This window comes from Chryseobacterium glaciei (genome assembly GCF_001648155.1).
Lineage (GTDB): Bacteria > Bacteroidota > Bacteroidia > Flavobacteriales > Weeksellaceae > Chryseobacterium > Chryseobacterium glaciei.
In genome coordinates, this window is sequence record NZ_CP015199.1 from 4,678,635 (window position 1) to 4,702,754 (window position 24,120).

Consider the following 24,120-nt stretch of genomic DNA (forward strand, 5'->3'; position numbering starts at 1 on the left):
CTATTGAAAGGATTTTCGGAAAGATGTAGGTGATTGATTGGTATATTTTTTAAAGTACCGTATAAAGTAAGATGAATCTTCAAAACCGATTTTATCTGCTATCTGGTTCACATTTAGTTTCGAATGTAGTAATAGTCTTTTTGCTTCCAGTACAATCCTTTCATGGATCATCTCTGAAGGCTTTTTGTTAAGCAATTGCAAAGTAAGATTTGACAAAGTTCTAAGCGAAACAAACAGCATTTCTGCATATTTTGATGCTGGTAACCCTTTGGTATAGTTTTCTTCAATCAGATTGACAAAGTGGATCAACTGGGTTCGTTTTTCATCAACAATAAAGGGTGCATGACCTTTATTAAGTTCTTCAATTTGGTATTTACGACGTTGAACCTGAATCAGAAAAGCTTTAAGATAAAGTCTCAGTAATTCTTCCTGACCATATTTATCCTGTTCTTTAAGTTCACTCTGCATCTGACCGATATACTCATCCAGTTTATATTTGTTTCCACTATCTACACAACATAAAGGAATTTGATAGGCATTATTGAACATACTGCACTTGAGGAAAAAATCAACATCATCTTCCTTTTGAACCAAAAAATCCTCTGAGAAATGAATAACAAATCCTTCGTAATCTGAATTACGGTCAAAAGCGTGAACTTGATTTTTAGCAATAAAAAAAATCGTATTTTCAGATACATCGTATTCATTGAAATCAACAAAATGTTTCCCATTACCTGACTTGAACCAAATAACCTGATAAAAACTATGGATATGGGGTTTGGCCATATCTTCCTTGTGATCTTGTATCAGATCTTGCAAAGATTGGATCTCAAACTGCATTTTACCTGGAAAATCAGCGTGTAAATGATATTCGTAGATAGCTTCTTGTTCCTGCTTCTTCATATGATTTTTTCAGTTTATGCTTACCATAATTGATATGCAAATATAGTAGTATTTCCAGATTCGCTCACATTTGTTATACTCAAAAAGTAATTTGAAAATGAGATGACAATAATTGAAATTACAAATAAAAAAGATCACATATTACCAATATTACACTCCGATGCAGCTTCAATAACATTTTTAGTTTCAATAACATTTGGCTCAATAATGTCCTTTTAAGGATTTAGTGACCAATGCTTAAAAACAGATGCTACATGAAACACCGTTTCAATATCTTTCATGGCCTTTTTCAAAGAAACTTTGTCCAGCATATCCGCATAAACCAATTCGCATTCTGACCCCTGAAAAGGTTCTCGGTTATTGTTATCTCTCACACTTGCTCTTACCTGATAGTTTTGTTTAACTATACCAGATTATTACCCAGATGACCATTAGCTCCAGTTACTAAACATGTAGATTTTTTATTCATAATATGATTTGTTTTTGATTTAATAATGAAATTGCAGTAACGAACATATTTTCCTTTTCCGTTAATTAGCGATATCGTCTGCTGCAAAAGGATTATCAACCAACCACAACCATATACCATCAATATTACGCTTCATGATACAGGCAGTGACACCCTCCATTTCCATTGGGTCTCCATTTGGTCTTTTAGCTTTAACAAGGTATTTGTCTATCCACATCGCAAGGTCACCAACAATAGTAACCCTTTGCCTGATTCCTTGAATGTCTGGTTTCCATGAACAAATGCTCTGCAATGCTTTCTCAATATTACTTAAGCCTTTGATTTCTTGTCCATCTCTTTCTATATATACTCCTTCTGGATCAAAACAGCTTAAAGCGCCTTTTAGGTCGCCCAGGTAAATACAATTACGAAAATACTTAACGGCTCCTACTGGACTTGTTCTATCAAAGTTATCTATCATTTTTTTTATTTGTTAATTAATACTACGCAAAAGTATGAATCAATTAATCCTAAAAAAATGAACCCAAGTTAAGAAATGCGTTTGCGTATACGGCTTAAAGCTTGTGGAGTAACACCTATGTAAGACGCTAAGTATTTTAGAGGTATATGCTGTATAATATGTAAGTGTTCTTTAAATAACATTAAATAAAGCTCCTCCGCGGTATTTGTTAAAAGAGCGATTTTTCTTTGAGCTGCAGTTATAAATAGGTTTTCAGCGGCAAGTCTCCCTATTTTTTCTCCAGTTTGTGTTTGTTTGTAGATAATTTGCAGATCAGCATAAGAAATCCGCCATAAAACCGTAGGAGTTAGCGCTTGTATATTCCAATTTGTTGGCTCTCTAGTAAGAAATGACAGATAAGCACTGAAAAAATTTTCCTTGAAAGCAAAGTCAAACGTTATTTCATTATCTTTCCCATCTATCCAGAAACGAACAATACCGGTTTCAATAAAGGAAAGGTAATTTTCCACTTCTCCTGACCTAATTATCAGACTATTTTTTTTGAAAATCTGTTTTTCTAATTTAGCGGAGAATATCTCCCAATCTTTGTCAGAAATCGGTGTTAACTTTTGTATATAATCTTTAATCAACATTATTTTTGTTTAGAATATTTACCCGGGAAACCAGCATGTAAATGATATTCGTAGATGCTCTCCTGTTCGTGCTTTTTCATATTTTACCTTCAGTTTATGCTTGACCTAATTGCGATGCAAATATATGTGTATTTCCAAATTCACAACATTTCTTGTGCTTATATAGTATCTTAAAAATGAGATTACAATAATTTAAAATAATGCGAAAAAGTATTTCATTCTATAGTGCAATTTTAATCATGAATCAGCGCATCAACAAACGAGCTATATACCATTTTTTTGTCATTTAGTGTTCACGAAAAATATTATATTTACAGGCCATTAACATCTATACATACAGCATTACAAAGAAAAATACAGTTGCTGGTTCGGGATGATTTTCTTCCCTGATAGCCCACAGATTTTCCTCCCATTCTGCTTCTTGTATGACTTCCATCCAATTGTACACAGGAAAGATCCAATATATTATTATGTAAAAGAGAAATCCAAATCCCTTTGAAAGAACCGTCTTTGCTCCATTTATTGAAATAATAATAATAAACAAGTTGCCAGCTTATTGTTTCTTTTGAGAAATATTCCTTAAGACTTAATTCCCGCCACTGACAGCTTGTTCATGATGAGCCTTAAGATTTTTTTCAAAAGTTTAAACAGGTTTTTCGTATCGAATCCTGGCCTTGCAGTCAAAACCGGATAAATACTAATTCAAAAACTAAAATTTTTCACAGAGCATGGTATAGAAATATTGATTAACTCCCATATTTCTTGCTAAAAAAGTTACTCTGTAAAGATTAGTATCTCCTGGATAAGTCATATAGAACTCATCGAGAATATTGTTCGAGTATGTTGGATCTAAAGTCAACCATGTGTTTGCAGGAGTATATGCAGCAGTTATATTTGAGACAACATTATTTGGAGCTACAAAAGTATTAACATTACTATTTGCTTTTTGAATTCTTGTATAATAAATTGTTGCATTGTCAGGATTAACTAATCTCATTTGCGGCAAAGGCCCAACTTCAAATCTGTACTGCATTTTGCCACAATCCATAACATTACCAATAATTGGAGAACTTGAAAAATAAACATTTTTTTTATTTTCTATAGCCAAATCTTTCACTGTATTTAATAAGCTTGCTTTGTCCCAAGCATCCATATCACCATTTGAATTTGCAACAATTATTTTATTATAATTAGAGTCTGTACTTTTATCGGTTAACGTCCTAACTCGCAAATCTCCATTAACATCCAAAATTCTAGTTGGAGTAGTTATTCCTATACTCACTTGTGCCTTGATCAAAAATGATAGAAACACAAAAAAACCAAAAAATATATTTTTCATATTATAGAGTTTGTATGTAAAACTTTTCACAAATAAGACCATACGTATAATTAATATTAGTATTACTAACACGAGAGAGAGTAAGTCTATAAAGGTTATTTTGTTTTGGAGGTACAATGGTATAAATCCTAACAGTATAATTAGCCCCAGAGGTAAATGCTGTTGGATCTAAGGTTTGATAAGTTAAATAGTTGGAATTTGTAAATGTAATTGTTCTATTGATAAAATTATATGTACTGTTTATCCATCTTTTTATTCCGTAACCTACATTGAAGCTTGTAATGTTTCCATTTGTTACAAATATTGTGGGGGAATTAAGTTTAATTTCTGCGACATTTAAATTATTAATACGAAAACTTATATCTCCACAATTACATTCTTTAGTCTCATCTGGTACTAAAGCATTATAAACTGAACGTTTTACCTCCACATTATTTGTTTCTGTCTGTGAAATTGCAGATACGTTAATGAAATCTATATCACCCGTTACATTATTTCCTGTTACAATTCTATCATAGGCTGCATTGTCAGTTACGGTATTTGTTGAACTCACTCTCAAATTTCCATTTATATCGAGTTTCCTTGTAGGTGTATCAGTATCAATACCAACTCTCTGATCCTGCGCCATTACAAAACCATTAAGTCCAATGATTAAAAATAGTATAATTCTTTTCATATCTAAAATTTTTCACATACAGCAGCAAAATCCCAACTATCTATTCCTATATTCTGTCTTACCTTATAAATTGTTAACCTATAGAAGTCTGCGTCATTAGGGTATTGAAAATGCATAACATTCTGCTCATAATCGGCTAAGTTGGCGCTGGCGAATTCTTGATTAATATTCCAATTAGTGGTTGTAAATAGGAATGGAACAGTAGAGGTGTCAGTTGGTGTTTTTCCTTGATAAAACTGAAAACCATTTGCATTAAAATTCTGTTCCATACTCATATAAATAGAAACATCGATACCAGGATTTTCAGATAACCGAAAATTTATTCGTGATTGAGTTGTATTCTCAAAAAGAAATAAAAACCTGCCACATTTTAATGTTTTGGAAGGATCTCCATTTGCTGTAGGCATATTATAAACCAGACTATAGCTCTCTTTATTGGAAGCTCCCGGTTCTATTGGTGGTTGCATGCTTGATTTTGTAACATAGTCTACATTACCGTTAATATCGGATGACAATATGTGATCGTACCCCGCGGTTTCTGATTTATTGGTCATTACTCGCACACGCATATTACCTGAAACATGTAATTTTCGTGTTGGAGTTACTGTATTGATTCCAACCTGTCCTAAAAGCATACAGGGTGCTAGTAATAATACAAGGATTTTATATATCATATAAAAACTGTTTTTAATAATAAATTCAGAGATAAAGGTGTAATATCCAATAGATTTCACATTGTAGAATTCCCATCTATAGGAAATTTTTAAATTTCTAATATTTTCTTTTCTAAATTATAAAAATATCTTAAACGGATCATATTTTTTTCTATTATTTTATTTAATAGTGTATGTGTAATTATTAGAGTATGGCTATCAGACAAATATCAGAACGGATCTTTATACTCTCCAACTTTAAGATTATGAAAAAAAGGAAATTACAGCTTATAAATCGAAAATTCGATTGAGTTATTGAACTTCAAACTGAATACTTCATTAGTGTATCCGCTTGTTTTTTTAATGAAACTTACTTTTTAATAATTTTATTTTGAATCTTTTTTCCATTTTCAAAAGTAAATTCTACAAAATAATTTCCATAAATCAATTTATTCATATTTATTAGAGTAATTCTCTTCTCTTCTTTAGATTGAACTAATTGACCATCAACAGCATAAATTCTTACTTTCACAACATTCATTTTTGAATTAATATGTAAAACATCATTTACGGGATTGGGATAGAAATTAAAATCTTTATCATTAGGAACTTCATTTGTGGAAAGATAACTTGACGAATTTACTGTAACTGCTAAACGGGTAGTACTTTCGCAGGCGCCCACTACTTGAGAAGCATAGTAAGTTGTACCATTAACTAATGGCATTGTACTAGGAAGCAAATTTCCTCCCGTCAAATCTACTATACCATTTTATATTCAAACCTGTAAAGACAAGATTTGCTAAAGTCTGTAATGAACAAAAACTTTGTAACGAATCTCCCGTTGGAGGGGGAGTGTTTCCATCACATATTTGAAAAATAACATGATCCAAGTAAGCAAAATTTCCAGCTTGATTAATATTATTTTTCACTCCTTTAAAATTTACTTTATTCGTTCCTGCAGGTAGAAGTATATTTTTGGTAACCCATTGAGTTGCTGTTGGTGTAAAAAAGAAGAAATTGTTCCACCAGTATTTAATTCTCCCGTTTTTCCAATTTCATAATCGTGAATTAGAGTATATGTTTGCCCAGCGTCAGTTGAGTATTCTAGTAAAATATGATCATCTGCAAAAATTGTCTGAATAGCCGCAGGCATTGTATAACGATTAGCTGCTACAAATTGAAATGAAACACCCACAGGTTCATTAGTAGGATTATTTAAAACCGGTGATTTGACATTATAAGTTGATAATCCTGAACTGTTATAAAAATTATACATTAAGCTTCCACCTAAGACTCCGTTCGGAGAATTTACCGCGGCATTTTCAATAACGATTACCGAAGGGTTAGAATAATCCCATTGAGATTGAGTTGTACTACTTCCAAAGGAAGACTAACTTGGGCTTCAATTACTAGTGGAAAAAGCACTAAAAACTTCAAAAAACAAAAATTATTCTTTTCATAAATATAATATTAATGGAACAATATTAATCCCTTATCTATGGTCAGATAATGGGATTAGTATTTTTCAATCCTATAGCACCCAAGATTTCGTAGGTAAAAGGTTCATTGCAAGCATGTTTACACCTTCGGAAATAAGTATATCAAAAGGAAATTTCAAATCTTTACAAATAAATCCAATTTAAAAAAAAATTATAATGCATGATGGAATACGTGTTAATGAAGATGAAGCAGTTATTATCTTAGATTTTCTATATATGTTAGCTGCTTCTTTCAAGAAAGTTGATGATAAAGATGAGTTACAAGATTGAATGATTATGCTCATACAAAACTTTGATTTAAAAATGCAGAATTCTTTCTACAGAATAGTAGATATAAACCTACAATCCATTTTGTATTATGTTAAATAAACCAAATATCTTTACATAATAATAGTAGTTACTACCCTATTCCCAACGGTAATAATCTAAAATGATTCTAAAAATACAAATTTTAATTTCCATGATTAACTCTTCTTCTAGACGGAAGAAGAGTCACGATCAACAATCTTATTAAAAATTCTAACTTTTATTACGTTTAATAAACTGAAATATTTTATTTATGAAAAAAATAAGTTTTTTTATTCTTGCATGGGGTAATCTTATGTAATGCCCAAGTATATGCTCAATCTGGCAATGTAGGTATAGGTACTCCCTCACCAGCCAATAAGCTGACTGTTAATGGTAATACTTCAGTAGGTTCAACCTATACCGGAGTAACGGCACCCGTTAATGGTGCTATTATTGAAGGAAATACAGGGATTGGAACTAGTACTCCTTTGAATGCTTTGCATGTACAAGCCACATCGGATGATAACCCTGCACCGTTTGCTCAGGGGATTATAGCCCAATTTGATCCATTTGGAGGTTCGAACATAGCAAAGTCAGGAAGCATTGTTGTGAATGGGCGTGCCTATTTTGGATATGATGTGGCGGGAGGTACCAATAAATACACATATATCAGAGGAAATCAATATACAGATATTCGTTTACAAATAGTGGATACGGCTGGAAATTTATATCCTAATTCTTTTGTAATGTCAAGTCAGAATGGCCAATCAGGTTTTATAGGCCTTAATACAGAAGCTCCGCAAGCTCGATTGGATGTAAGAGGAAATATAAAATCATTGGCAGGAACAGGACCGGAAGTCCAATCCGGCTCTATTTGGAACGGAACTTCTAATATCGACGGTTTTGAGGCTTATACAATGGCAAGTGGCGATGCCTGGGTAGGCATACAACGTGGAGGAATAGGAGCCCCACTTCACGTAGCCAAGGCCGTCGGTACTACAACCGGTCAGTTAATTGTTTTTGCCATTAATGGTGCGGGAATTGGCTCAATTTCTCACACAGCAAACAGTGTGAAATATAACGAAACCTCCGACATGCGATTAAAAGAAAATATACATCCTTCACAGTTTGGATTAGCAACATTAAAAAAGATAGGAATCTACGACTATAACTATAAGGCAGATCAAAAAAAGGAATTGGCTACAGGAGTATTGGCTCAGGAATTATATAAGACATATCCCCAAGCCGTTACTCCCGGAGGTGCTAATGAAAAAACAGATCCCTGGATGGTTGATTACAGTAAACTTATACCAATATTAATAAAATCTGTACAGGAAATGGCCGAAGAAATAAAACAGTTAAAAGAAATGCTTAATAAGCAAAACTAAAAAAGCAGTATTAATCAATATTTCATTCTAGATCTACCAAATAATTGCCCATTTAATAATCTATTTACAGAGTACACATTGGGTCATATGAGGCAATAAGTCAAAATTTAAGTAATTGTTTAATATTTTCTCTGATAATCAACTAACCTTCAAACTAGGTCATTATACAATTAAATATCAATATATTATACTTTGATCATTTCCTGTAATATTCATTAATTTACTCTCAAAAAGCCATTTAAAAGTTAGTTAATGTATGTTTTTATAAATTCCTACTAACTCTACTATATTACTGATATTTAATTTCTTAAAAATTCTCTTCTTAAAAGTACTTATGGTATTTATTTGTAGGCCTAAAAGGGTGGAAATTTCCAAATTTCCATTTCCTTTAGCTAAAAGTTCAAAAACCTGATATTCACGAGTCGTAAGTTTTTTTATACCGTTTCCTTCATTGGTATTTATAATGAAAGGAATAAGCTCAGGTGGATAATAGTAGCCGGTTTCTAAAATAGTTTTTACAGAATTTTTTATATCATCTTCTGTTCCCAACTTATTTAAATAACCCTCTGCTCCTTTACGGATATATTGCAGTGCAATGTTTTGATCATAGGCAGAGAATATTAAAATCTTAAGATCTTTCTGAATGCTTTTCAGCTCAGAGATCATTTCGGTATATTTTGTTCCGGGCATATCAATATCTAAAAGTATAAGATCATAGCGAAAGTTTTGAAGAGATTCTTTTACATGTCCATAATTTTCAGCTGAATCTATTGTAAGATTTGGATATACAGATCTTAAAACAGCTGCTGCTCCGGCTCTTACTACAAAATGATCGTCCGCTATTAAAATTCTTTTATTCATCTGTTTAGTTTTTAGTGATATTTATTTTAATGGAGGTTCCTTTAGGGTGATTTTCGCAAAATATTATTTCAGCATTAATTTTTTTTATGAGATGAATGACCATATGAAGACCCAATCCGTAATTTTTAAATTTTATCATATCATTCTCATCTGACATTTGGTACAATTCATTATAATAAGTTATAAGCTCTTGCGACATCCCATTGCCGGTATCAGATATTTCTATCATAATTTCTTCTTCTTTATTTGTGGCCAGAAGATTAATAATTCCATTAGAAGTATATTTGACACCATTATCAATAAGATTATGAATAATACAAGTCATGATATTTTTATTAATATGACAATATGTTTCATCTTCCACTTCAATAACCAAACAATTTTTTTTTGATTTTGCTATTTCATGAAATAGCTTTGTTTTGATCTTGAATACTTCATTAATTAAATACCCTTCTTTTTCATAAATATTTTCAGTTCTATGCAAATCATTATATTCTTTAAGATGCATGGTAAAATTATAAAGCTCTTCTGAAGACTGATGAATGCTGTCAAAATATTCTTTCTGAAGATTGGCATCATGTACTTCTGCTAATTGTTGGGAGAGCATTGCAATAAATTTTACAGGAGTGGTAATATCATGACTGATGGCTTCTACAAACTTTTTTTGATATTCAGATTCTTTTTGCATATCATTTTTTACCGTTTCCAGATTTTGCGCACTTTCTTTAAGTTCCAAACTAATATTATTTACGGTTTTTTTCAGAGCCCTATTTCTTCTCCGTAAAAACTTTGTTCTCGTATGAATAACAACTGTCACTATTAATAAAAATATAAGTGCTATACATAACTTAAAGAGATCTGTCTGATAAAAGAGTGGTTTAATTTCAAATGATATTGATCGGTATTCATAGCTTCCCTCTGGCGAAATCTGTACTCTTAGTTGAAGAATATAGTTTCCCGGTCCAAGATTGCTTATTGTGTATTTCCTTTCATTTTTAATTTCAATTTGCTTCCAGTCAACATCCTCACCCTTTATCTTGGCCTCAATTATTAAGTTATCAGAACTGGAATAGTAAGGAATATCAATAAAAACATCTGCGTATTTATAATTATTTTCTAAAACAAGATTGTTTTTAAAATAGGTGATATCTGAATCATTGATTCTTACTCTTTCAACATAAATGTTTTTTCTTTGCGGGTAATATGCCTTAATATTTTTTGGATCAAAAAACACAAACCCTTCTATAGAAGGAAACACAAACTCTCCATCCTCTAAAGAGTACGCATCAGGCATAGAACCACCATTAAATTCATTAGTTAGTAAACCGTCACTTTTGGAAAAGCGGTAATAAAACACCAAACCTTTATTTGTGGTATACTGCAAAAGCTGTTTTTTCGAAACTCTAAATAATCCATTATTGGAAGAGATCCAGTAATATCCATATTGATCATCAACAATGTAATGTGCAGAATTTAAATATGAATTTTGATCCAAAGGCATTTTGATAAGCTTCTTATCTTTGAGCAGAAAGAAACCATCCTTATTGGTAGTTATCCATATCTGCCCATCTGAGGTTTTGATAATATTTTTCACACTAATACCTTTGGCTACTTGGGCAATTTTTCTATTATTTAACCTAGCTATATACAATCCGTTGCTGCAACCGACTAATAATTCCTCATCATTATATTTAAAAAATGAATTTACAAACCCCGTAAATTTAAAAGACATATTTATTTTCTTTAATTCTTCATTTTCAAATATATGTAAATAGGAATGAGTAAGATCCGTTGTGGAAACTGCATACAAGTTTAAACTCTTAAAAAAGCCTTTAAGTCCAAGAAAAGAAATGGTATCACTGGTTGTATATTGGGAGGACTTATGTCTTCTGATAATAGAATTATCATTCTTGTATAAAATATTGTCAGAATTATCATAAAACATAAAATGCTTATCATTAACGCCGAATTGATGATTTTTTACGAGTCCGTATTTATTTACTTCATAGCCTCGGGGGTCAATAATTGTATTTTTACTAAATGGTAAGGAAGAATTACTCACATCATCAATAAAAGGAATTTTTTTTTGGCAGTATAAAATTGGGTTAATTGAAGAATATTTAAACCTTTAGTGAAACTTCCTAAGTATAATTTATTAAAATCCTCGTCATAGAATATAGTATTAAAAAGCTGATCTCCGAAATCTTCATAGGTAATCAGAAGTTTTAGACGCAGCTCATTTTTATAATTTTGAACGAGATAAATCTTATTATTATTAACAATAAAAGTCTGATCGGTAAGCTGCTGCCAGTATATTTTTGTCTCAGGATCATTAAAAAGCGTAGACTCTTTAAACATTGTTAAATTCCCCTTGGAAACACGATAGGTTTTCCGGTTTGTGGGATCCGTAATGAAAAGAGTTTCTTTATTGAGAAATACATTATATAAACCGGAAATGGATATAGGAATCTTTGTCTGTTTATTTTTTCGATCTATATATATAATCTCGTTGTTATAAAAAGTATATTCGCCAGATGCCGTTTTTATATAATATTTAGTGTTGGAATAATATTCTGTCTCTATTATATTTTTTGTTATCCTTTTTAAAAAATTATTTTTCTCTTTAATATAAGTTCTATCAGTTTTTTTTTTTGCTATTACTTGTACCGATCTGTTTTTTATACGGATTTTATTCTCTTCATAATTGTTATAAATAACGATATCATCGTTGTGAATATCACCATAAAAATTGCCAAAATGTAAATTTGTTACTGCTAATTTATTATATGTAGTAAAACTCAAACCATCATACCCTACTATTCCGCTGTCTGTAGATAACCATATAAATCCATATTTATCCTTAACAATGTCTTTAACACTATTCTGCGGAAGGCCGTTATCCATATTATACCAGGAAGAAACATATTGCCCATATGTTTGCTGAAAAAGAAACAAAAAAATAGCCAATAAAGATATTCTCATAGTGTAATTAGTAATTCTGCAAAATTAGTCTATTATACTATACGATTTTATAGAATAAGTTCTACATGCAACAAGAATAATTCGCAAGGTTAATTATAAAGAAAACATTACAGAACAAATAACTTTGTTGCAAATAAAAAAACAATCCCGGACAAACTATAAACCACACAATTAACTGATAGACAATGTAGTTTTAGCTTTATTACCAAACAAGACTATTAAAAAATTTAAAGAGAAATAAAAAAATATGATTTAGAAATTTTAAATTTTTAACAAAACATTAAGGATAAATTAATAACTGACTTATGAAAAAAAAGAATTTTGCATTATTTGCAGTTCTGACATTGTGTTTTTTTAAAGCGCAGGTTGGAATAAATACAGAAAATCCCAGAGCAGCCCTAGATATTGTCTCGGATAAGAGTGGAATTTTAATTCCCAGGATGACAGCTGCACAAATAGAACAAATTACTGCACCTGCGGAAGGAGAGCTTGTTTATAGCACATCTGATACAGGAAGTGTAGTTAATCTCATTGGGTTTTGGTATTATGCCGAAAATATCTGGAGCCCTATTACTGCCACTAGTTCGATCGGTGAAAATATTTACATTGCTGATGGAACTCTTTCTGGTAACAGAGTTGTAAGTCTTAGCAATTACAACCTGAATATCGGTCCTGATAAACTATTTATATCCGGAAGCACAGGCAATATTGGTATTAATACTCCACTTCCTACCGAAAAATTGGACATTAATGGGGGAATGAGAATTCGTAATCTCCCTGGTGGAAATGTGATAACAACAGCAGAGGGTGTATTGTCTTTTGATACAGGACTGATCAATCATTACGGGGATATTCAGTATTCTTATCTTTCTACAGATCATGAAGGATGGTATTTACTAAATGGAAGGACACTCAGTACATTGCCAGTTAATGTTCAGCCAAGAGCTACAGGAATCGGAATTACAGGAAATCTTCCCAACGCCGCCGGAAGGTATATTAAACAAGGAACTCCCGGTACAGTGAGCGGAGCACCTAGTGTTGTTCTTTCGCAAGCTAATTTTCCAAATTTTGTACTGAATGGTACAACAACAACTTTCTCTCATAATCATTCCGTTATAAGTCCTGGATATCCACAAATAAGATTAACCAATATAACGCAGGGAGCAACAGGTACCGCTAATTCATGGCAGATCCAAGGAGGCGCCCAGATAGGCTCGCCATTAGCAAATCAAACATACACTACAGCAGCGGCTGGTGCTCATAACCATACTGTAACAATCCCTACGGGAGGAACGGGAACTTTCATTGCGCTCAATCCAAGTTACATACAGCTTAATTACTTTATTTATTTAGGAATTTAAAATTAAATAATGATGTCAATAAAAAATCTAATTAAAATATTATCTGTAATACATCTTATACTCTTTGTACATGTCAGCGGACAAAATGTAGGAATTGGAACAGCTACCCCTAATACTACATTAGATATTGCCTCCACTACACAAGGAATACTTATTCCTAGAATGACCGCTCAACAGGCAGAAACAATCACAAGCCCTCGTCTTGGAGAATTGATTTGCGTGACCACAAATAATGGGAATATTATTAACAAAATAGGTTTTTGGTACTATGACGGCTCTATATGGCGTCCTTTTGGAGGTGGGTTGCAACCAAACATCAATATTTACAATAATGATGGTACACTGACTTCTAACCGTACGGTAACAATGAACGGTCGTAGTTTGTCGTTTGATGCAGATAAACTCTCTATTCACTCTACAGAACAGAGAATAGGAATAGGAATAGGAAATAGTACACCTGCCTACACGACAGATGTAAGTGGGGATGTTCGTGTCAGAAACCTGACAGGTGGAAATGTAAAAGCTTTACCAGACGGAACTTTATCCATAGGACCTAAAGTCGCTTATGGCACAGTTAAGGAATCACTGCGCACAGCTGACCACAATGGATGGTATAAATTGGATGGCCGTGCTATCAGTACGCTGCCCGCTATTGCACAAACTAACGCGTCAACAATTGGACTTAGCGGAACATTGGTAGACACCAATAACAGACTAATGAGACAGGGAGCACCATTTATCACTGGAGGTTCGGGTACTACTTCATTGGTCAGAGCCAATCTACCTAATATTAATCTAACAGGGGTAACATCTACGGCAGCCGCTCACAGTCACACAGCCACCGCCGGCGGATATAGCATGTATCCCGTTGCTGCAGGGAATGCCTATGTTGTAAGGTCCGGAAGAGGAACTGCTTCAGGTACTCATATAGTAACCTTACCCGCTGCAGGTGCACATTCTCATACCGGAACTGTTAATTCAGGGGGAAACGGAACCCCCGTTAGTGTTATACCGCAAAATTTGGCCTATAGCTATTTTATTTACCTAGGACAATAAAAATTAAATCAATGAAAAAAATTATTATACTATTTATTTTTTCTTTCGGGTTATATATACCATTACTGGCACAAAAACCATTGGTAGGAATAGGAACAGCTAACCCTCAAGCAGTACTGGATGTGGTTTCCTCTAATAACGGAATCCTAATTCCTCGTCAGACAGCATCCCAGATTGAAAGCATGCAAGACCCTGATGAATGGGAACTAGCCTATTCGGTAACTAATAATGGATCGATGATCAATAAAAAGAGTTTCTGGTATTTTCGCTCAGGATCTTGGTTTCCACTTACAGGAGATGGTAGTAATAACGAGAATATTTATACAGTTAATGGAAATTTGAAATCAGACAGGCAGTTAAGCCAAAATGGAAATCATCTGAATATAGGTCCCGGATTACTGTATGTGGACGCAACTACTTCGTCCGTAGGTATACTTACTACCTCACCTACACAAGCTTTTGATATTAATGGCAATATTAGAATCCGAACACTGAACAAAATTGCTAATATTATTTCCGACGCTCAGGGAGTATTGATGCATGATCCCGAATTTTTTGATGTGGGTGATGTAAAACCTTCATTAATAACCACAGATCATGATGGATGGTATTTACTAAATGGAAGAGACGTTACTACTCTCCCTCAGATCGCCAAAGATAATGCATCAAACATATTAAGCATAACCACATTGTTACCAGATGCTACAGGACGTTATTCTATAGGAACAACCTCCACTACAGGGGTTACCTCAGGAAGCAGTACGGCAGCATTGCTTCGTGCCAATCTTCCTAATGTAAACCTGACCTATACAACGGATGCGGAAGCTGCTCACACCCATGGGATTACTTACGATCGAATAAGGACTAATTCTGAGCCGACAATACACGGCAACACCATTTATGTGTATTGGCTGTCAGGAACTCTTACAGGAGCAGGCCCCATCACAACCGCCTCAAGTTCAACCGCCCACAATCATACCTTTACGGCTAACTCGGGAGGTAGTAATACTCCTATAAATATTCAACCGGCAGCATTAAACGCTAACTATTTTGTTTATTTAGGCCAATAAATCCTCAAATTAAGTCAGATTAACCACTTGACTAATCTGACTTAAAATAAAAAAGTACAGTAGAAATTTAACTTTACCTGTAATAATAATTTTATAAAATAATGTTGTGGCCTCCTTTTTTACATTTTATTATGATTCGTATTTTATAGGAGGCTTTTATATTCAACGCATAAACATTCAAATATTAGAAAATTTAATGCACATTCATGGAGAGAGTAACTAATTTTAAGAAAATAAATATCGGCTTATTAATTCATCAAAAAGTAAAAGAAACAACAATTGAGGTCACTCGGATTTGCAGCTTTTTAAAATCTACCGAAGAAGAAATAGAAGAAATGTATATCAGTAAATCCTTAGATGCAGAGATTCTCATGAGATGGTCTAAATTATTAAAATATGATTTTTTCAGAATCTATTCCCAACATTTAATATTATACGCTCCACCTTCCAGGGAAGTTAATAAAGTAATAGATAAAGAAAAAACGGTATTGCCTCAGTTTAGAAAAAATTTTTACACAAAAGAAGTCATTGATTTTATACTAGAATTAATAGAAAACGGAGAAAAGACAAGGCAACAGGTAATTCATGATTATTTAATTCCAAAAGCAACTTTACATAAATGGATCAACAAGTACAAAAAATGAAAATTCATCCAAATTATAAGCAAATATACACCGATATTATTATCCGTAAATATCCTGAAAAATGGGATCACTGTGCCCCCATTTTAGCTAAGGTGGAACTTACAGTTTTAGATGTCATGAAAGTCAATACACTCATCTTTAGCAATACAAATAAAGAGATCACAGCATTCAATCAACGGCATAAATCATACGATGAAAAAACCATTTTGTATATGTTGAGCTATCAGAAGAAAAATAAATTGAACAATACTCAATTGGCAAATCACTTTAAATTAAGTAGAAATTCTATCGCAAAGTGGAAAAAAATCTATAGAATTAGTAAATTGGTTTAACAATTAAATATCCTTTGTCATTCTTAAACTACAGAATCTGAGGAAGACAAAAAAAGAATAAGCTGCCGGGAGAAAAAAATATTCGAGCCAAAATTCCAGTAAATTAGACTATAGTAAGCTTCGATCCATAAAACCATGCATCATTTGCAAGTTCCCCATTTAAGAAAAGTAAATATTGAACCTTCTGGATAGTAATTCACTTTAAAAAATCTTGTAAAATTATACGGTCTGTTTTATTCTATCACTACAAAGCTTATGACCTGTATCACAACTTATCAAAAAATACAGTCTGTTATACAGTATAACAGACTGATTTATTTATTAAAGCAAGTATTAATTAATACCATCTTGTAAGAGCTATACGATAACCTCTCATTACATTTCCGTTATTGGTAACATTTATTGTTCCTGCAGATGGCATTGTTAGTGTGTAGTTTAAAGCCGTAGGATTTCCCCCATCAGCGCAACCAGCTACATCTGCCCAGGTAGTTGTAATGCTAAATCTACTGATCTGATTAAATGTAGGTGACTTGGCAGTATTACCACTCCCTGTACTTCCCCCTAACCCATTGATCGAGTATAAGCTACTCGCAGAATAATTTATTACATAATATTCTGCAATTGCTACATCACCACAAGCATCACCAACCATCACAACGGCTTTATAACCGCCACCATCTACTAAACCAGTAATTAATGGCGCCGTACCACCACTCACTACATTATTAGCAACAGATGAGATAACAGCACCAAAGGTTGCTGAAGGAGAAGCTTTTACCAATACACCATTGGAATCAGCATAAACAGGAGTTACGGCATTTGAACCCGCCACAATATCCATTGTTCTTACCCGCGTATGACCTGCAACATCCAATAATTCTGTCGGTGAAGAAGTCCCAATTCCTACATTTCCAGCAGAGGTGATCCTAAGACGTTCGAGATATCCTCCACCAAGAGAATTTCCCATAAAAAAGTCCTCAGCCGTGCTTGTACGTATACTTCCTATTCCCCAGTTGGCTCCTCCCGATGCCGGACCGCTATTGGTAAAACCTAGGAGTGAGAAATTCCCTGCAGCCAATGGTGAGGTATTTCTTAAAGCCATAATAGCAAGGTTATTATTACCTGCCGGAGCATCTATTAAAGCATACCTGTTTAGATTAGCTGTCGAGGCAACTACATGCAACTTATTGGAAGGAGTTGTAATACCTACTCCCATATCTCCAGTGTTTGTCACAACCATATCGTTAGCCTGCTGGATAACAGACGGTATCCCTGTAGCCGGATTATCCTTGGCTCCATCAACGTGAAATGTACCTTGCGGGTTTGAATTACTTATGCCAACCTGAGCGTTGACAAATGATAGAAAGCCTGAAGCTATTAGCATCAGTGTCGAAACATTTTTTTTCATAAATCTTTGTTTTTTTTTCGAAATCGTTGTTTTTAGTAAAATATTTTTTGTTGTTGTTTTTTGAATATTAGTTTAATCGTCATAATCGCCTTCCCATCTAAAGTAATCTTTTGATTTTTCAACCCTTCAACTGTATCTGAAGCTGTGACTAAGTTCTCTTCTTCTGTTAAGAAGAAGAGCCATAGTCAAAAAGAAAGTCAAAATTTTGTGCCTTTAGAAGCGTCCTCAATTATTAGTATCGTAGGGAATCCGATAATAATAACTATTAACAAATGTATTGAGTTTACGTAACCTACTGAAATTTAACCTGTACGATTTTCTCTTACAAGATGTAGAACTATATCGATACAGCATCAATTAGTGCATTGTATTTTTTTAACCACAAATCGAATATTGTCTCCTTTTGGTCGATGAATGTTATTTCGACGAAGCCAAAAAAAAGATTAGACCTTGTTATAAAATTTCCAAAATGGGCAAAGGATGAGAGTAATTGATGTTTTAAGTGGGCGCAAAGTCACGAGACTTTGCCTAGCGGGGAAAATTATCGAAAAGTAAAAATAGTCGAAAATGAATTATTTGACTTAAACATGATTTTTTCGATTGCTAGATATTCCTGAGGCCTAGCTACTACCATAAAATTGGGAGAATGACCTTTTAATAAATTACAACACTCTGATCAGGCCATTATTGGAGAAGAAAAGGCATTATAGAATGGGATCAATAGCATCGTAATTGAATAAAATTAACTGTGTACAAAGTCCAATTAAATTTCTAAAACAAGTTATTTTTTTAGAGTTTGAATACACATATCAAAAAATATTAGTAATACATTCATTTCCAATACATTAATTGTATTATGTTCGAAATTCTGTTGAGTTGCCCTAAAAATAGGAAGCATTTACGCCAAAATGATAGATAACCTATTTAACATATTGAATTTAAATTAAATACGTAATTTTCAAGCAGAAAAAATGAGGTAATCGCAACATATACTACTGATAAACAATTACTTATAAATAAAATAACACCATATGGTAGTGTTTGGCTTCACATGGCGCTCTATTATGACAGGATCATTCTCGAACACTTTTATAACTGATTTGATGCAGTTGGTTTATTTAACTATTTTATTGTAATTAATATGGTAGTTAGAATTATTAATCAAGTAATTTTATAAAAAACTTAGATGTATAATGGATATTATAAATCTCCCAGATAGGTCCAGATAACTTCCTGCTCTCTAATTCTGTGGGTAGCATCGCATACATTGAACCCTCCTAATCCCCAAAAAAAGGCAGAACTTGTTTGCCCGGACGTTAAATAGACCACCCCGGAAGTCGTTACTTTTCTATCCTGATATCCCGCGGCTCCTCTAAAATTATAACTAAATGTACCGGAAGGTGTACTCAAGAGTGGGATAAATTCCACTTGAAAATACTGAACGATACGTGCTGTAAATTTATAGAATCCAGTACGGTCTGCTGTAATACTTCCGTTTGTGTTCAAGTTATCTATAGTATCAAGGTTAAAATTTGCACCTGACAATCCTGTACAAATTGTATTCGTAGTTGTCTTCCTGCCTTTTGCAAATAGTACAGGCATATTGATCGTATTAGTCGCCAATTTATAATCCATTAATGCCTGCCATAATGTACCATCATATAAATAAATTAAATCCTTGTATACCATGCTGGTTCCGGTACCTGAGTCTGAAAGATTGTATACCAATAACCCCTTAACCGGATTGGGGACCGTTGTAATATCTGTCGTAGATATCAAAGAAACCCTAGGCAGTATCAATGCCTTATCTAGTGAAGATAATTCCAAGATCGAAGAAGGTTGAGGAGTAGCTGTTCCTATTCCTATTTGACTTTTAATGGTAATTATTGTTATAAAACCTAGTACTAAACAAAATATCTTTTTTTTCATTGTAATCTATATTATCTATTCTCCTATATATTGCCAAACGACTTGCTGTTCTCCTATACGGTCAGCTGCTACACATGTTCCTCCTAAATTCCATTGAAACGGTTCAGATGTTTGCCCTAGCTGTAAATACACTGATCCTGTAAACACCGTGGTCTGCCAAGCCCTTACCGTTGCTGTACCATCTCTAAATGCATAATTGAGCATTCCCGGGAGTAGAAAAGGACTGTAAGCTGATTGTAGCATAAGCTGTTTAAGACTTACACTCCAGATATAATACCCCGTCTTATGAGCTATAATAGCACCGGTAGCATTAATCGTAGCTTTAATATTCTTAAGACTTGTAAGCTGGAAATTGCCCATAACCGCATTTGTACAGGTAGTCGTAGTAGTAGTTTTATTGCCTACAGCTACCAATTCAGGATATAAACTTCCTGAGGCTATTTCACCTTCTTCAACCATTTCATCCCAACTGGTACCGTTAAATTTATACAAGCGCCCTTCATATACTGCATTTTCACCTGTACCGGAGTTTTGTGATGCCAAAGCTAGCATACCCGTAGAAGGATTGGCAACCGTAATTATATCTGTTCTTGATATCAATGGTACTCTGGTAATTAGAAAACCTTTTTTCGTGGAAGACATTTCCATGATCGATGATTGTGCAGGAACTGCTGTGCCTATACCTATCTGGCTCATCAATCTCCCGCTAGAAAGAAAAAAACATAGCATTAAAAAATATACTTTTCTCATTTTTTTATTATTAAATTAAGTTATAAAGGATTCCCTAAATATTCCCAAGTCACCTCTTGTCCCTGAATCCGGCTATCAGTCGTACAAGTGTTATTTCCTAGAAACCATCGAAAACCTTGGGTAGACGCTCCTGATGCCAAATAGATGACTCCCAATACAGATGCGGGTTGAGCCGAAGGTCCCGACCCTCTATACAAATAAGAATAGGTCGCTAAGTTTTGAGCCTGTATATAGGGGCTTGCATTAAAAGGCTGACTGGGGCTAGGAGCCATTAATTGGATTATCCTAACCGAAAACATATAATAGCCGGCCTGCGGAGCTGTGAAAGCACCTGTTGCAGTTATTGAAGTACTGCTTCTAACATTTAGGTTAAATAATCCATTAGTTGTAGCAGCTGTACAAGGCTCTGTTGTTGTCTTTCTTCCTACCGCAACAATTTTAGGCAATTCATTTGCTATAAATTTTTCCCTGGTAGTAAATGCTTTCCAGTTTGTACCATCAAACTTATACAGGGTGTCTTTTTGTATTGCTGTAATACCCGTTCCTGCATTTTGGGTAGCATACACAAGCAGCCCTTTTGCAGGATTGGAAACTGTTGTAATATCTGCTGTTGACGTTAAAGCTATCCTAGGTAACAGCAGCCCTTTTTTTGAAGAGTTTAAATCCAAAACTGCTGATGGATAGGGAGAAGCTGTACCTACTCCGACCTGACCATGCACCTTAATTCCTGCTATAAATACAACAGCATAAAAATGTAGTTTAATTTTTCTCATAATTCATGGGTTCAACTAATGTTTTTTTAATTAACTATTTAATACTCTATCTGCTAAATTTGTACGAGTATTTCCTTTAATTAAAAAATACCAGATTAACCTCCCTAACAGAAGAAGCTCTTAATCATAAAAGGATAAAAATTTCGGTTAAAAAAAAGTATTATAAGCCTAATAGGCATTGAGAAAATTCGAAAATAATTATCGCATCAAAGATATTTGATTTACGTCGCATGCTGAACGATAACACGTGCGATTTGCTCTCCCATGCTGTAGAATTAATTCTACAGCATGGGAGAGCAAATCGTAATAAAATAATTTATTAGCCTCAGGAATAGTTAGAACTATGCACTTTAATGCATTTCATTTTCGGTTTCTAAAATGGGCATTGTTAAATTATGATGTATTGAATATTGTTCTTTTGGAACTTTTGTAAAATTGCTTAAATTACTATAACCTTTCCTTTAACAGGTCTAAAGCAACAAATCTAATCGCACGGATTATATTTTAGCCAACCTGAATCAAATACATTCTGCTCCTTATTTAGAGCCTGTTTAAATTTTATTCATTTTTTTTTCATATGTGTGATTATCAACAATTTTCATACTTGACAAATTCTAATAAATCAAGTATAAAATCAGCCATAAAAACCAAATATACATTTTTAGAGAGTTTAAATATACTATACAGAAAACTAAATTTAAACAGGCTCTTAACAAAAAAATAATCAGTGTAAAATAAAGATTAATGAGATCTAGATTGAAAATGCTTCCAGAGTTCCTAACTTAAAAAATAAAAAAAGATCTTCCTTAGGGATTTACATTTGAGAAAACATCTAATTATCACCCAACTTTACCCCCTTTCCAGTAATACTTTTTTAAGGATAGATATATCTTCTCTAATTTTTTTATCTTGTATTTTGGCATAATGCTGGGTCATTCTAATATTGGTATGCCCAAGCATCTTACCGACAGTTTCTAACGGCATCCCCAATGTTAAGAGTAACTGTAGTTGCAAATGTATGTCTTGCGGTATGAAAAGTTATATCGAAATCAATTTCACATAATGCCCTAATTTCCTTTAGATACTCATTCATTTTTTGATTGCTGAATACCGGTAAGACAGTAGTTTCATTTACACATTTTGGGTGATTTTCGTATTGGTTCAGAATTTCCTGAGCATCCTTCAGTATCGGAATACTTGCTTCAACCTTGGTTTTGGTTCTCTTGATTTTTATCCATAATCCTCCGTCGATTCCCTTTGTTACTTTATGCTTTGTAAGATTCTTAACATCGATATAAGCAAGACCAGTAAAACAGCAGAACACAAAAATATCACGAACAATTCTCAATCATTCCGAGATGAATTTCTCACTCTGAATTCTTTTTAATTCTAAATCGGTTAAGAATCTGACATCTACAGTTTGTATTTTATATTTATAGTTTGCAAAAGGATTCCTTGTTCATCCAATCATTGTTAAGACAGATATTAATTATCTTTTGGAAATTCTTGATGTATTTTACCGCAGAATTATTTGAACAGTCTCTTACGGTTCGCAAATAAAATTCATAGTCAGCAACAAATCCCGGATTAATATGACGAACATCAATATCGCTGATATTAAATTTCCACTTCATAAATGCCTGAGTATGCCGTAAAGAAGTTTCATTTCTTTCCTAGGTTCCCCTTAGAAAATTCTTTTCCTATAAGTTCCTTCATTTTTGAATTATGATCTTTAAACCCCCCAATTAGCGTAAATTTTCTTTCCTCAATTTCTAAATATCTATTACGAAGGTTTTCACAGGTTATTTCTTTGCCTTCATTGAACAAATTATTATAGCATTCGAATAATTTTGCCCTTACTCCCATTTAATTGTTTTACACTAGGAGTATTACCTGTTATTTTTCCTGACTTTATACTCCATTGTGATGTTTTAATGATCTGCCCTGTCGATATTTCTGTTCTTTTACCAGAAATAGTAATCCGTAAATAAATGGTAGAAATTGTAGAATTGTTTTTGACTTTTTTTGCATAAAAAAGCACACTGTAAGTTTCCATAACTTTAGATTTTAAAGATTAATAAATGTATTTGTGAATCTTAAAACCTACAAGATGTTCGATGGATGAATAGGAGGTTTAGCTGTTATTCAGTGAGTAGGAAATTATACTTTCAAGTACTCACCGAATTACTCACTTTTTAATTTGATTTTGTTTGATATATTTTGATAACTCAAAATAACAAAAAAGCCTTTAAACACTATGATTTAAAGACTTTTGATTTTATTTGTTTCTTCAACTTGCGGAGAGAGAGGGATTTTGTAACTTCTTCTCCTCCTTTTATTGATAAGCGTTTCGCTGTAGCATCTTGTGAAAGGCCTTAAATAGGGCATTTGCAAAAAGCGGTAAAATCCATTATAAAAATTTTACGTAGTAAAAGTAGAAATTTTCGTTGGAATTTGCAAGTAAAGATTGCTAAATTTTGAACACGTTTTTTTGATTTGATAATTGGAATTTAATATTCTTTTTACTCTTGGGATATTTTTCAGATGAAATATTTCTAAAAGAAAAAACTGAAAAAAAAGAAAGCCTTCTTATAAAAGAGCGTAAAATTCTGTCAAGGTTTTTTGGAAAAAGTTTTTGCTTATATTT

26 protein-coding genes are annotated in these 24,120 nt (G+C 33.2%); 6 read left to right on the forward strand and 20 right to left on the reverse strand.

Going from position 1 to position 24,120, the window contains the following annotated elements:
• From A0O34_RS21200 to A0O34_RS21240, 9 genes are all read right to left on the reverse strand, one after another.
• The gene (locus tag A0O34_RS21200; protein WP_066759116.1) at window positions 1-903 is read right to left on the reverse strand and encodes a helix-turn-helix domain-containing protein; all 903 of its coding nucleotides are present in this window, start codon (window positions 901-903) and stop codon (window positions 1-3) included.
• Window positions 904-1,118: 215 nt separating this feature from the next.
• The gene (locus tag A0O34_RS22855; protein ID WP_418219377.1) at window positions 1,119-1,310 is read right to left on the reverse strand and encodes an NmrA family NAD(P)-binding protein; all 192 of its coding nucleotides are present in this window, start codon (window positions 1,308-1,310) and stop codon (window positions 1,119-1,121) included.
• A 123-nt stretch (window positions 1,311-1,433) separates the two neighbouring features.
• The gene (locus A0O34_RS21205) at window positions 1,434-1,832 is read right to left on the reverse strand and encodes a YybH family protein (RefSeq protein WP_066759118.1); all 399 of its coding nucleotides are present in this window, start codon (window positions 1,830-1,832) and stop codon (window positions 1,434-1,436) included.
• Window positions 1,833-1,900: 68 nt separating this feature from the next.
• Complete coding sequence (locus A0O34_RS21210) at window positions 1,901-2,464, reverse strand: Crp/Fnr family transcriptional regulator (protein WP_066759120.1); 564 nt, start codon at window positions 2,462-2,464, stop codon at window positions 1,901-1,903.
• Between the two features lie 709 nt (window positions 2,465-3,173).
• Window positions 3,174-3,803 (reverse strand): hypothetical protein, encoded by a 630-nt coding sequence (locus A0O34_RS21220; protein ID WP_066759122.1) that lies wholly within the window; start codon window positions 3,801-3,803, stop codon window positions 3,174-3,176.
• A gap of 1 nt (window position 3,804) precedes the next feature.
• On the reverse strand, window positions 3,805-4,479 hold the full coding sequence (locus A0O34_RS21225) for a hypothetical protein (protein WP_066759123.1): 675 nt from the start codon (window positions 4,477-4,479) through the stop codon (window positions 3,805-3,807).
• Between the two features lie 2 nt (window positions 4,480-4,481).
• A complete protein-coding gene (locus tag A0O34_RS21230; RefSeq protein WP_066759124.1) occupies window positions 4,482-5,153 on the reverse strand; it encodes a hypothetical protein in 672 nt (223 codons plus the stop codon).
• Window positions 5,154-5,502: 349 nt separating this feature from the next.
• On the reverse strand, window positions 5,503-5,886 hold the full coding sequence (locus tag A0O34_RS21235; protein WP_066759125.1) for a T9SS type A sorting domain-containing protein: 384 nt from the start codon (window positions 5,884-5,886) through the stop codon (window positions 5,503-5,505).
• 186 nt (window positions 5,887-6,072) lie between these two features.
• Window positions 6,073-6,408, reverse strand: coding sequence for a hypothetical protein (locus A0O34_RS21240; protein WP_066759127.1), 336 nt, complete (start codon window positions 6,406-6,408; stop codon window positions 6,073-6,075).
• An 807-nt stretch (window positions 6,409-7,215) separates the two neighbouring features.
• Here A0O34_RS21240 and A0O34_RS21245 point away from each other — a divergent pair.
• Window positions 7,216-8,307: a tail fiber domain-containing protein gene (locus tag A0O34_RS21245; RefSeq protein WP_066759133.1), complete on the forward strand. Its 1,092-nt coding sequence runs from the start codon at window positions 7,216-7,218 to the stop codon at window positions 8,305-8,307.
• A gap of 249 nt (window positions 8,308-8,556) precedes the next feature.
• Here A0O34_RS21245 and A0O34_RS21250 read toward each other — a convergent pair whose 3' ends face one another.
• The 3 genes from A0O34_RS21250 to A0O34_RS21260 are packed head-to-tail and all read right to left on the reverse strand — an operon-like array spanning window position 8,557 to window position 12,072.
• The gene (locus A0O34_RS21250) at window positions 8,557-9,168 is read right to left on the reverse strand and encodes a response regulator transcription factor (protein WP_066759137.1); all 612 of its coding nucleotides are present in this window, start codon (window positions 9,166-9,168) and stop codon (window positions 8,557-8,559) included.
• A gap of 4 nt (window positions 9,169-9,172) precedes the next feature.
• Window positions 9,173-11,230, reverse strand: a complete 2,058-nt coding sequence (locus A0O34_RS21255) for an ATP-binding protein (RefSeq protein WP_066759139.1) — start codon at window positions 11,228-11,230, stop codon at window positions 9,173-9,175.
• Window positions 11,227-12,072, reverse strand: a complete 846-nt coding sequence (locus A0O34_RS21260; RefSeq protein ID WP_157886090.1) for a two-component regulator propeller domain-containing protein — start codon at window positions 12,070-12,072, stop codon at window positions 11,227-11,229. Before A0O34_RS21260 ends, A0O34_RS21255 begins: the two co-directional genes overlap by 4 nt.
• Window positions 12,073-12,455: 383 nt before the next feature.
• Here A0O34_RS21260 and A0O34_RS21265 point away from each other — a divergent pair, with 383 nt between their 5' ends.
• From A0O34_RS21265 to A0O34_RS21285, 5 genes are all read left to right on the forward strand, one after another.
• Window positions 12,456-13,511 carry a hypothetical protein gene (locus A0O34_RS21265; protein ID WP_066759143.1) on the forward strand — a complete coding sequence of 352 codons (1,056 nt, stop codon included), beginning with the start codon at window positions 12,456-12,458 and terminating at the stop codon, window positions 13,509-13,511.
• 9 nt (window positions 13,512-13,520) lie between these two features.
• Window positions 13,521-14,567, forward strand: coding sequence for a hypothetical protein (locus A0O34_RS21270; protein ID WP_066759145.1), 1,047 nt, complete (start codon window positions 13,521-13,523; stop codon window positions 14,565-14,567).
• Between the two features lie 11 nt (window positions 14,568-14,578).
• On the forward strand, window positions 14,579-15,637 hold the full coding sequence (locus A0O34_RS21275) for a hypothetical protein (protein ID WP_066759146.1): 1,059 nt from the start codon (window positions 14,579-14,581) through the stop codon (window positions 15,635-15,637).
• Window positions 15,638-15,843: 206 nt separating this feature from the next.
• Window positions 15,844-16,281: a transposase gene (locus tag A0O34_RS21280; RefSeq protein WP_066759147.1), complete on the forward strand. Its 438-nt coding sequence runs from the start codon at window positions 15,844-15,846 to the stop codon at window positions 16,279-16,281.
• Entirely contained in the window at window positions 16,257-16,613 is a 357-nt protein-coding gene (locus tag A0O34_RS21285; RefSeq protein ID WP_228394330.1) for a helix-turn-helix domain-containing protein, read from the forward strand. Before A0O34_RS21280 ends, A0O34_RS21285 begins: the two co-directional genes overlap by 25 nt.
• A 337-nt stretch (window positions 16,614-16,950) precedes the next feature.
• Here the strand turns inward: A0O34_RS21285 and A0O34_RS21290 are convergent, their stop codons facing one another.
• The 8 genes from A0O34_RS21290 to A0O34_RS22670 all read right to left on the reverse strand — a co-directional run bounded on the left by A0O34_RS21290 (window position 16,951) and on the right by A0O34_RS22670 (window position 23,529).
• Window positions 16,951-18,021 (reverse strand): hypothetical protein, encoded by a 1,071-nt coding sequence (locus A0O34_RS21290; RefSeq protein ID WP_066759149.1) that lies wholly within the window; start codon window positions 18,019-18,021, stop codon window positions 16,951-16,953.
• Between the two features lie 1,200 nt (window positions 18,022-19,221).
• Window positions 19,222-19,950, reverse strand: coding sequence for a hypothetical protein (locus A0O34_RS21295; RefSeq protein ID WP_066759151.1), 729 nt, complete (start codon window positions 19,948-19,950; stop codon window positions 19,222-19,224).
• A 15-nt stretch (window positions 19,951-19,965) separates the two neighbouring features.
• Window positions 19,966-20,700 (reverse strand): hypothetical protein, encoded by a 735-nt coding sequence (locus tag A0O34_RS21300; RefSeq protein ID WP_157886091.1) that lies wholly within the window; start codon window positions 20,698-20,700, stop codon window positions 19,966-19,968.
• A 20-nt stretch (window positions 20,701-20,720) separates the two neighbouring features.
• The gene (locus A0O34_RS21305; protein ID WP_066759155.1) at window positions 20,721-21,473 is read right to left on the reverse strand and encodes a hypothetical protein; all 753 of its coding nucleotides are present in this window, start codon (window positions 21,471-21,473) and stop codon (window positions 20,721-20,723) included.
• 849 nt (window positions 21,474-22,322) lie between these two features.
• Window positions 22,323-22,457, reverse strand: coding sequence for a hypothetical protein (locus A0O34_RS22760; protein WP_335617686.1), 135 nt, complete (start codon window positions 22,455-22,457; stop codon window positions 22,323-22,325).
• Window positions 22,435-22,821 (reverse strand): site-specific integrase, encoded by a 387-nt coding sequence (locus A0O34_RS22660; protein ID WP_250647514.1) that lies wholly within the window; start codon window positions 22,819-22,821, stop codon window positions 22,435-22,437. Before A0O34_RS22660 ends, A0O34_RS22760 begins: the two co-directional genes overlap by 23 nt.
• A gap of 85 nt (window positions 22,822-22,906) precedes the next feature.
• Complete coding sequence (locus A0O34_RS22665) at window positions 22,907-23,107, reverse strand: phage integrase SAM-like domain-containing protein (RefSeq protein ID WP_082891217.1); 201 nt, start codon at window positions 23,105-23,107, stop codon at window positions 22,907-22,909.
• A 197-nt stretch (window positions 23,108-23,304) separates the two neighbouring features.
• Window positions 23,305-23,529: an Arm DNA-binding domain-containing protein gene (locus A0O34_RS22670; RefSeq protein ID WP_082891218.1), complete on the reverse strand. Its 225-nt coding sequence runs from the start codon at window positions 23,527-23,529 to the stop codon at window positions 23,305-23,307.
• Window positions 23,530-24,120: the final 591 nt, after the last annotated feature.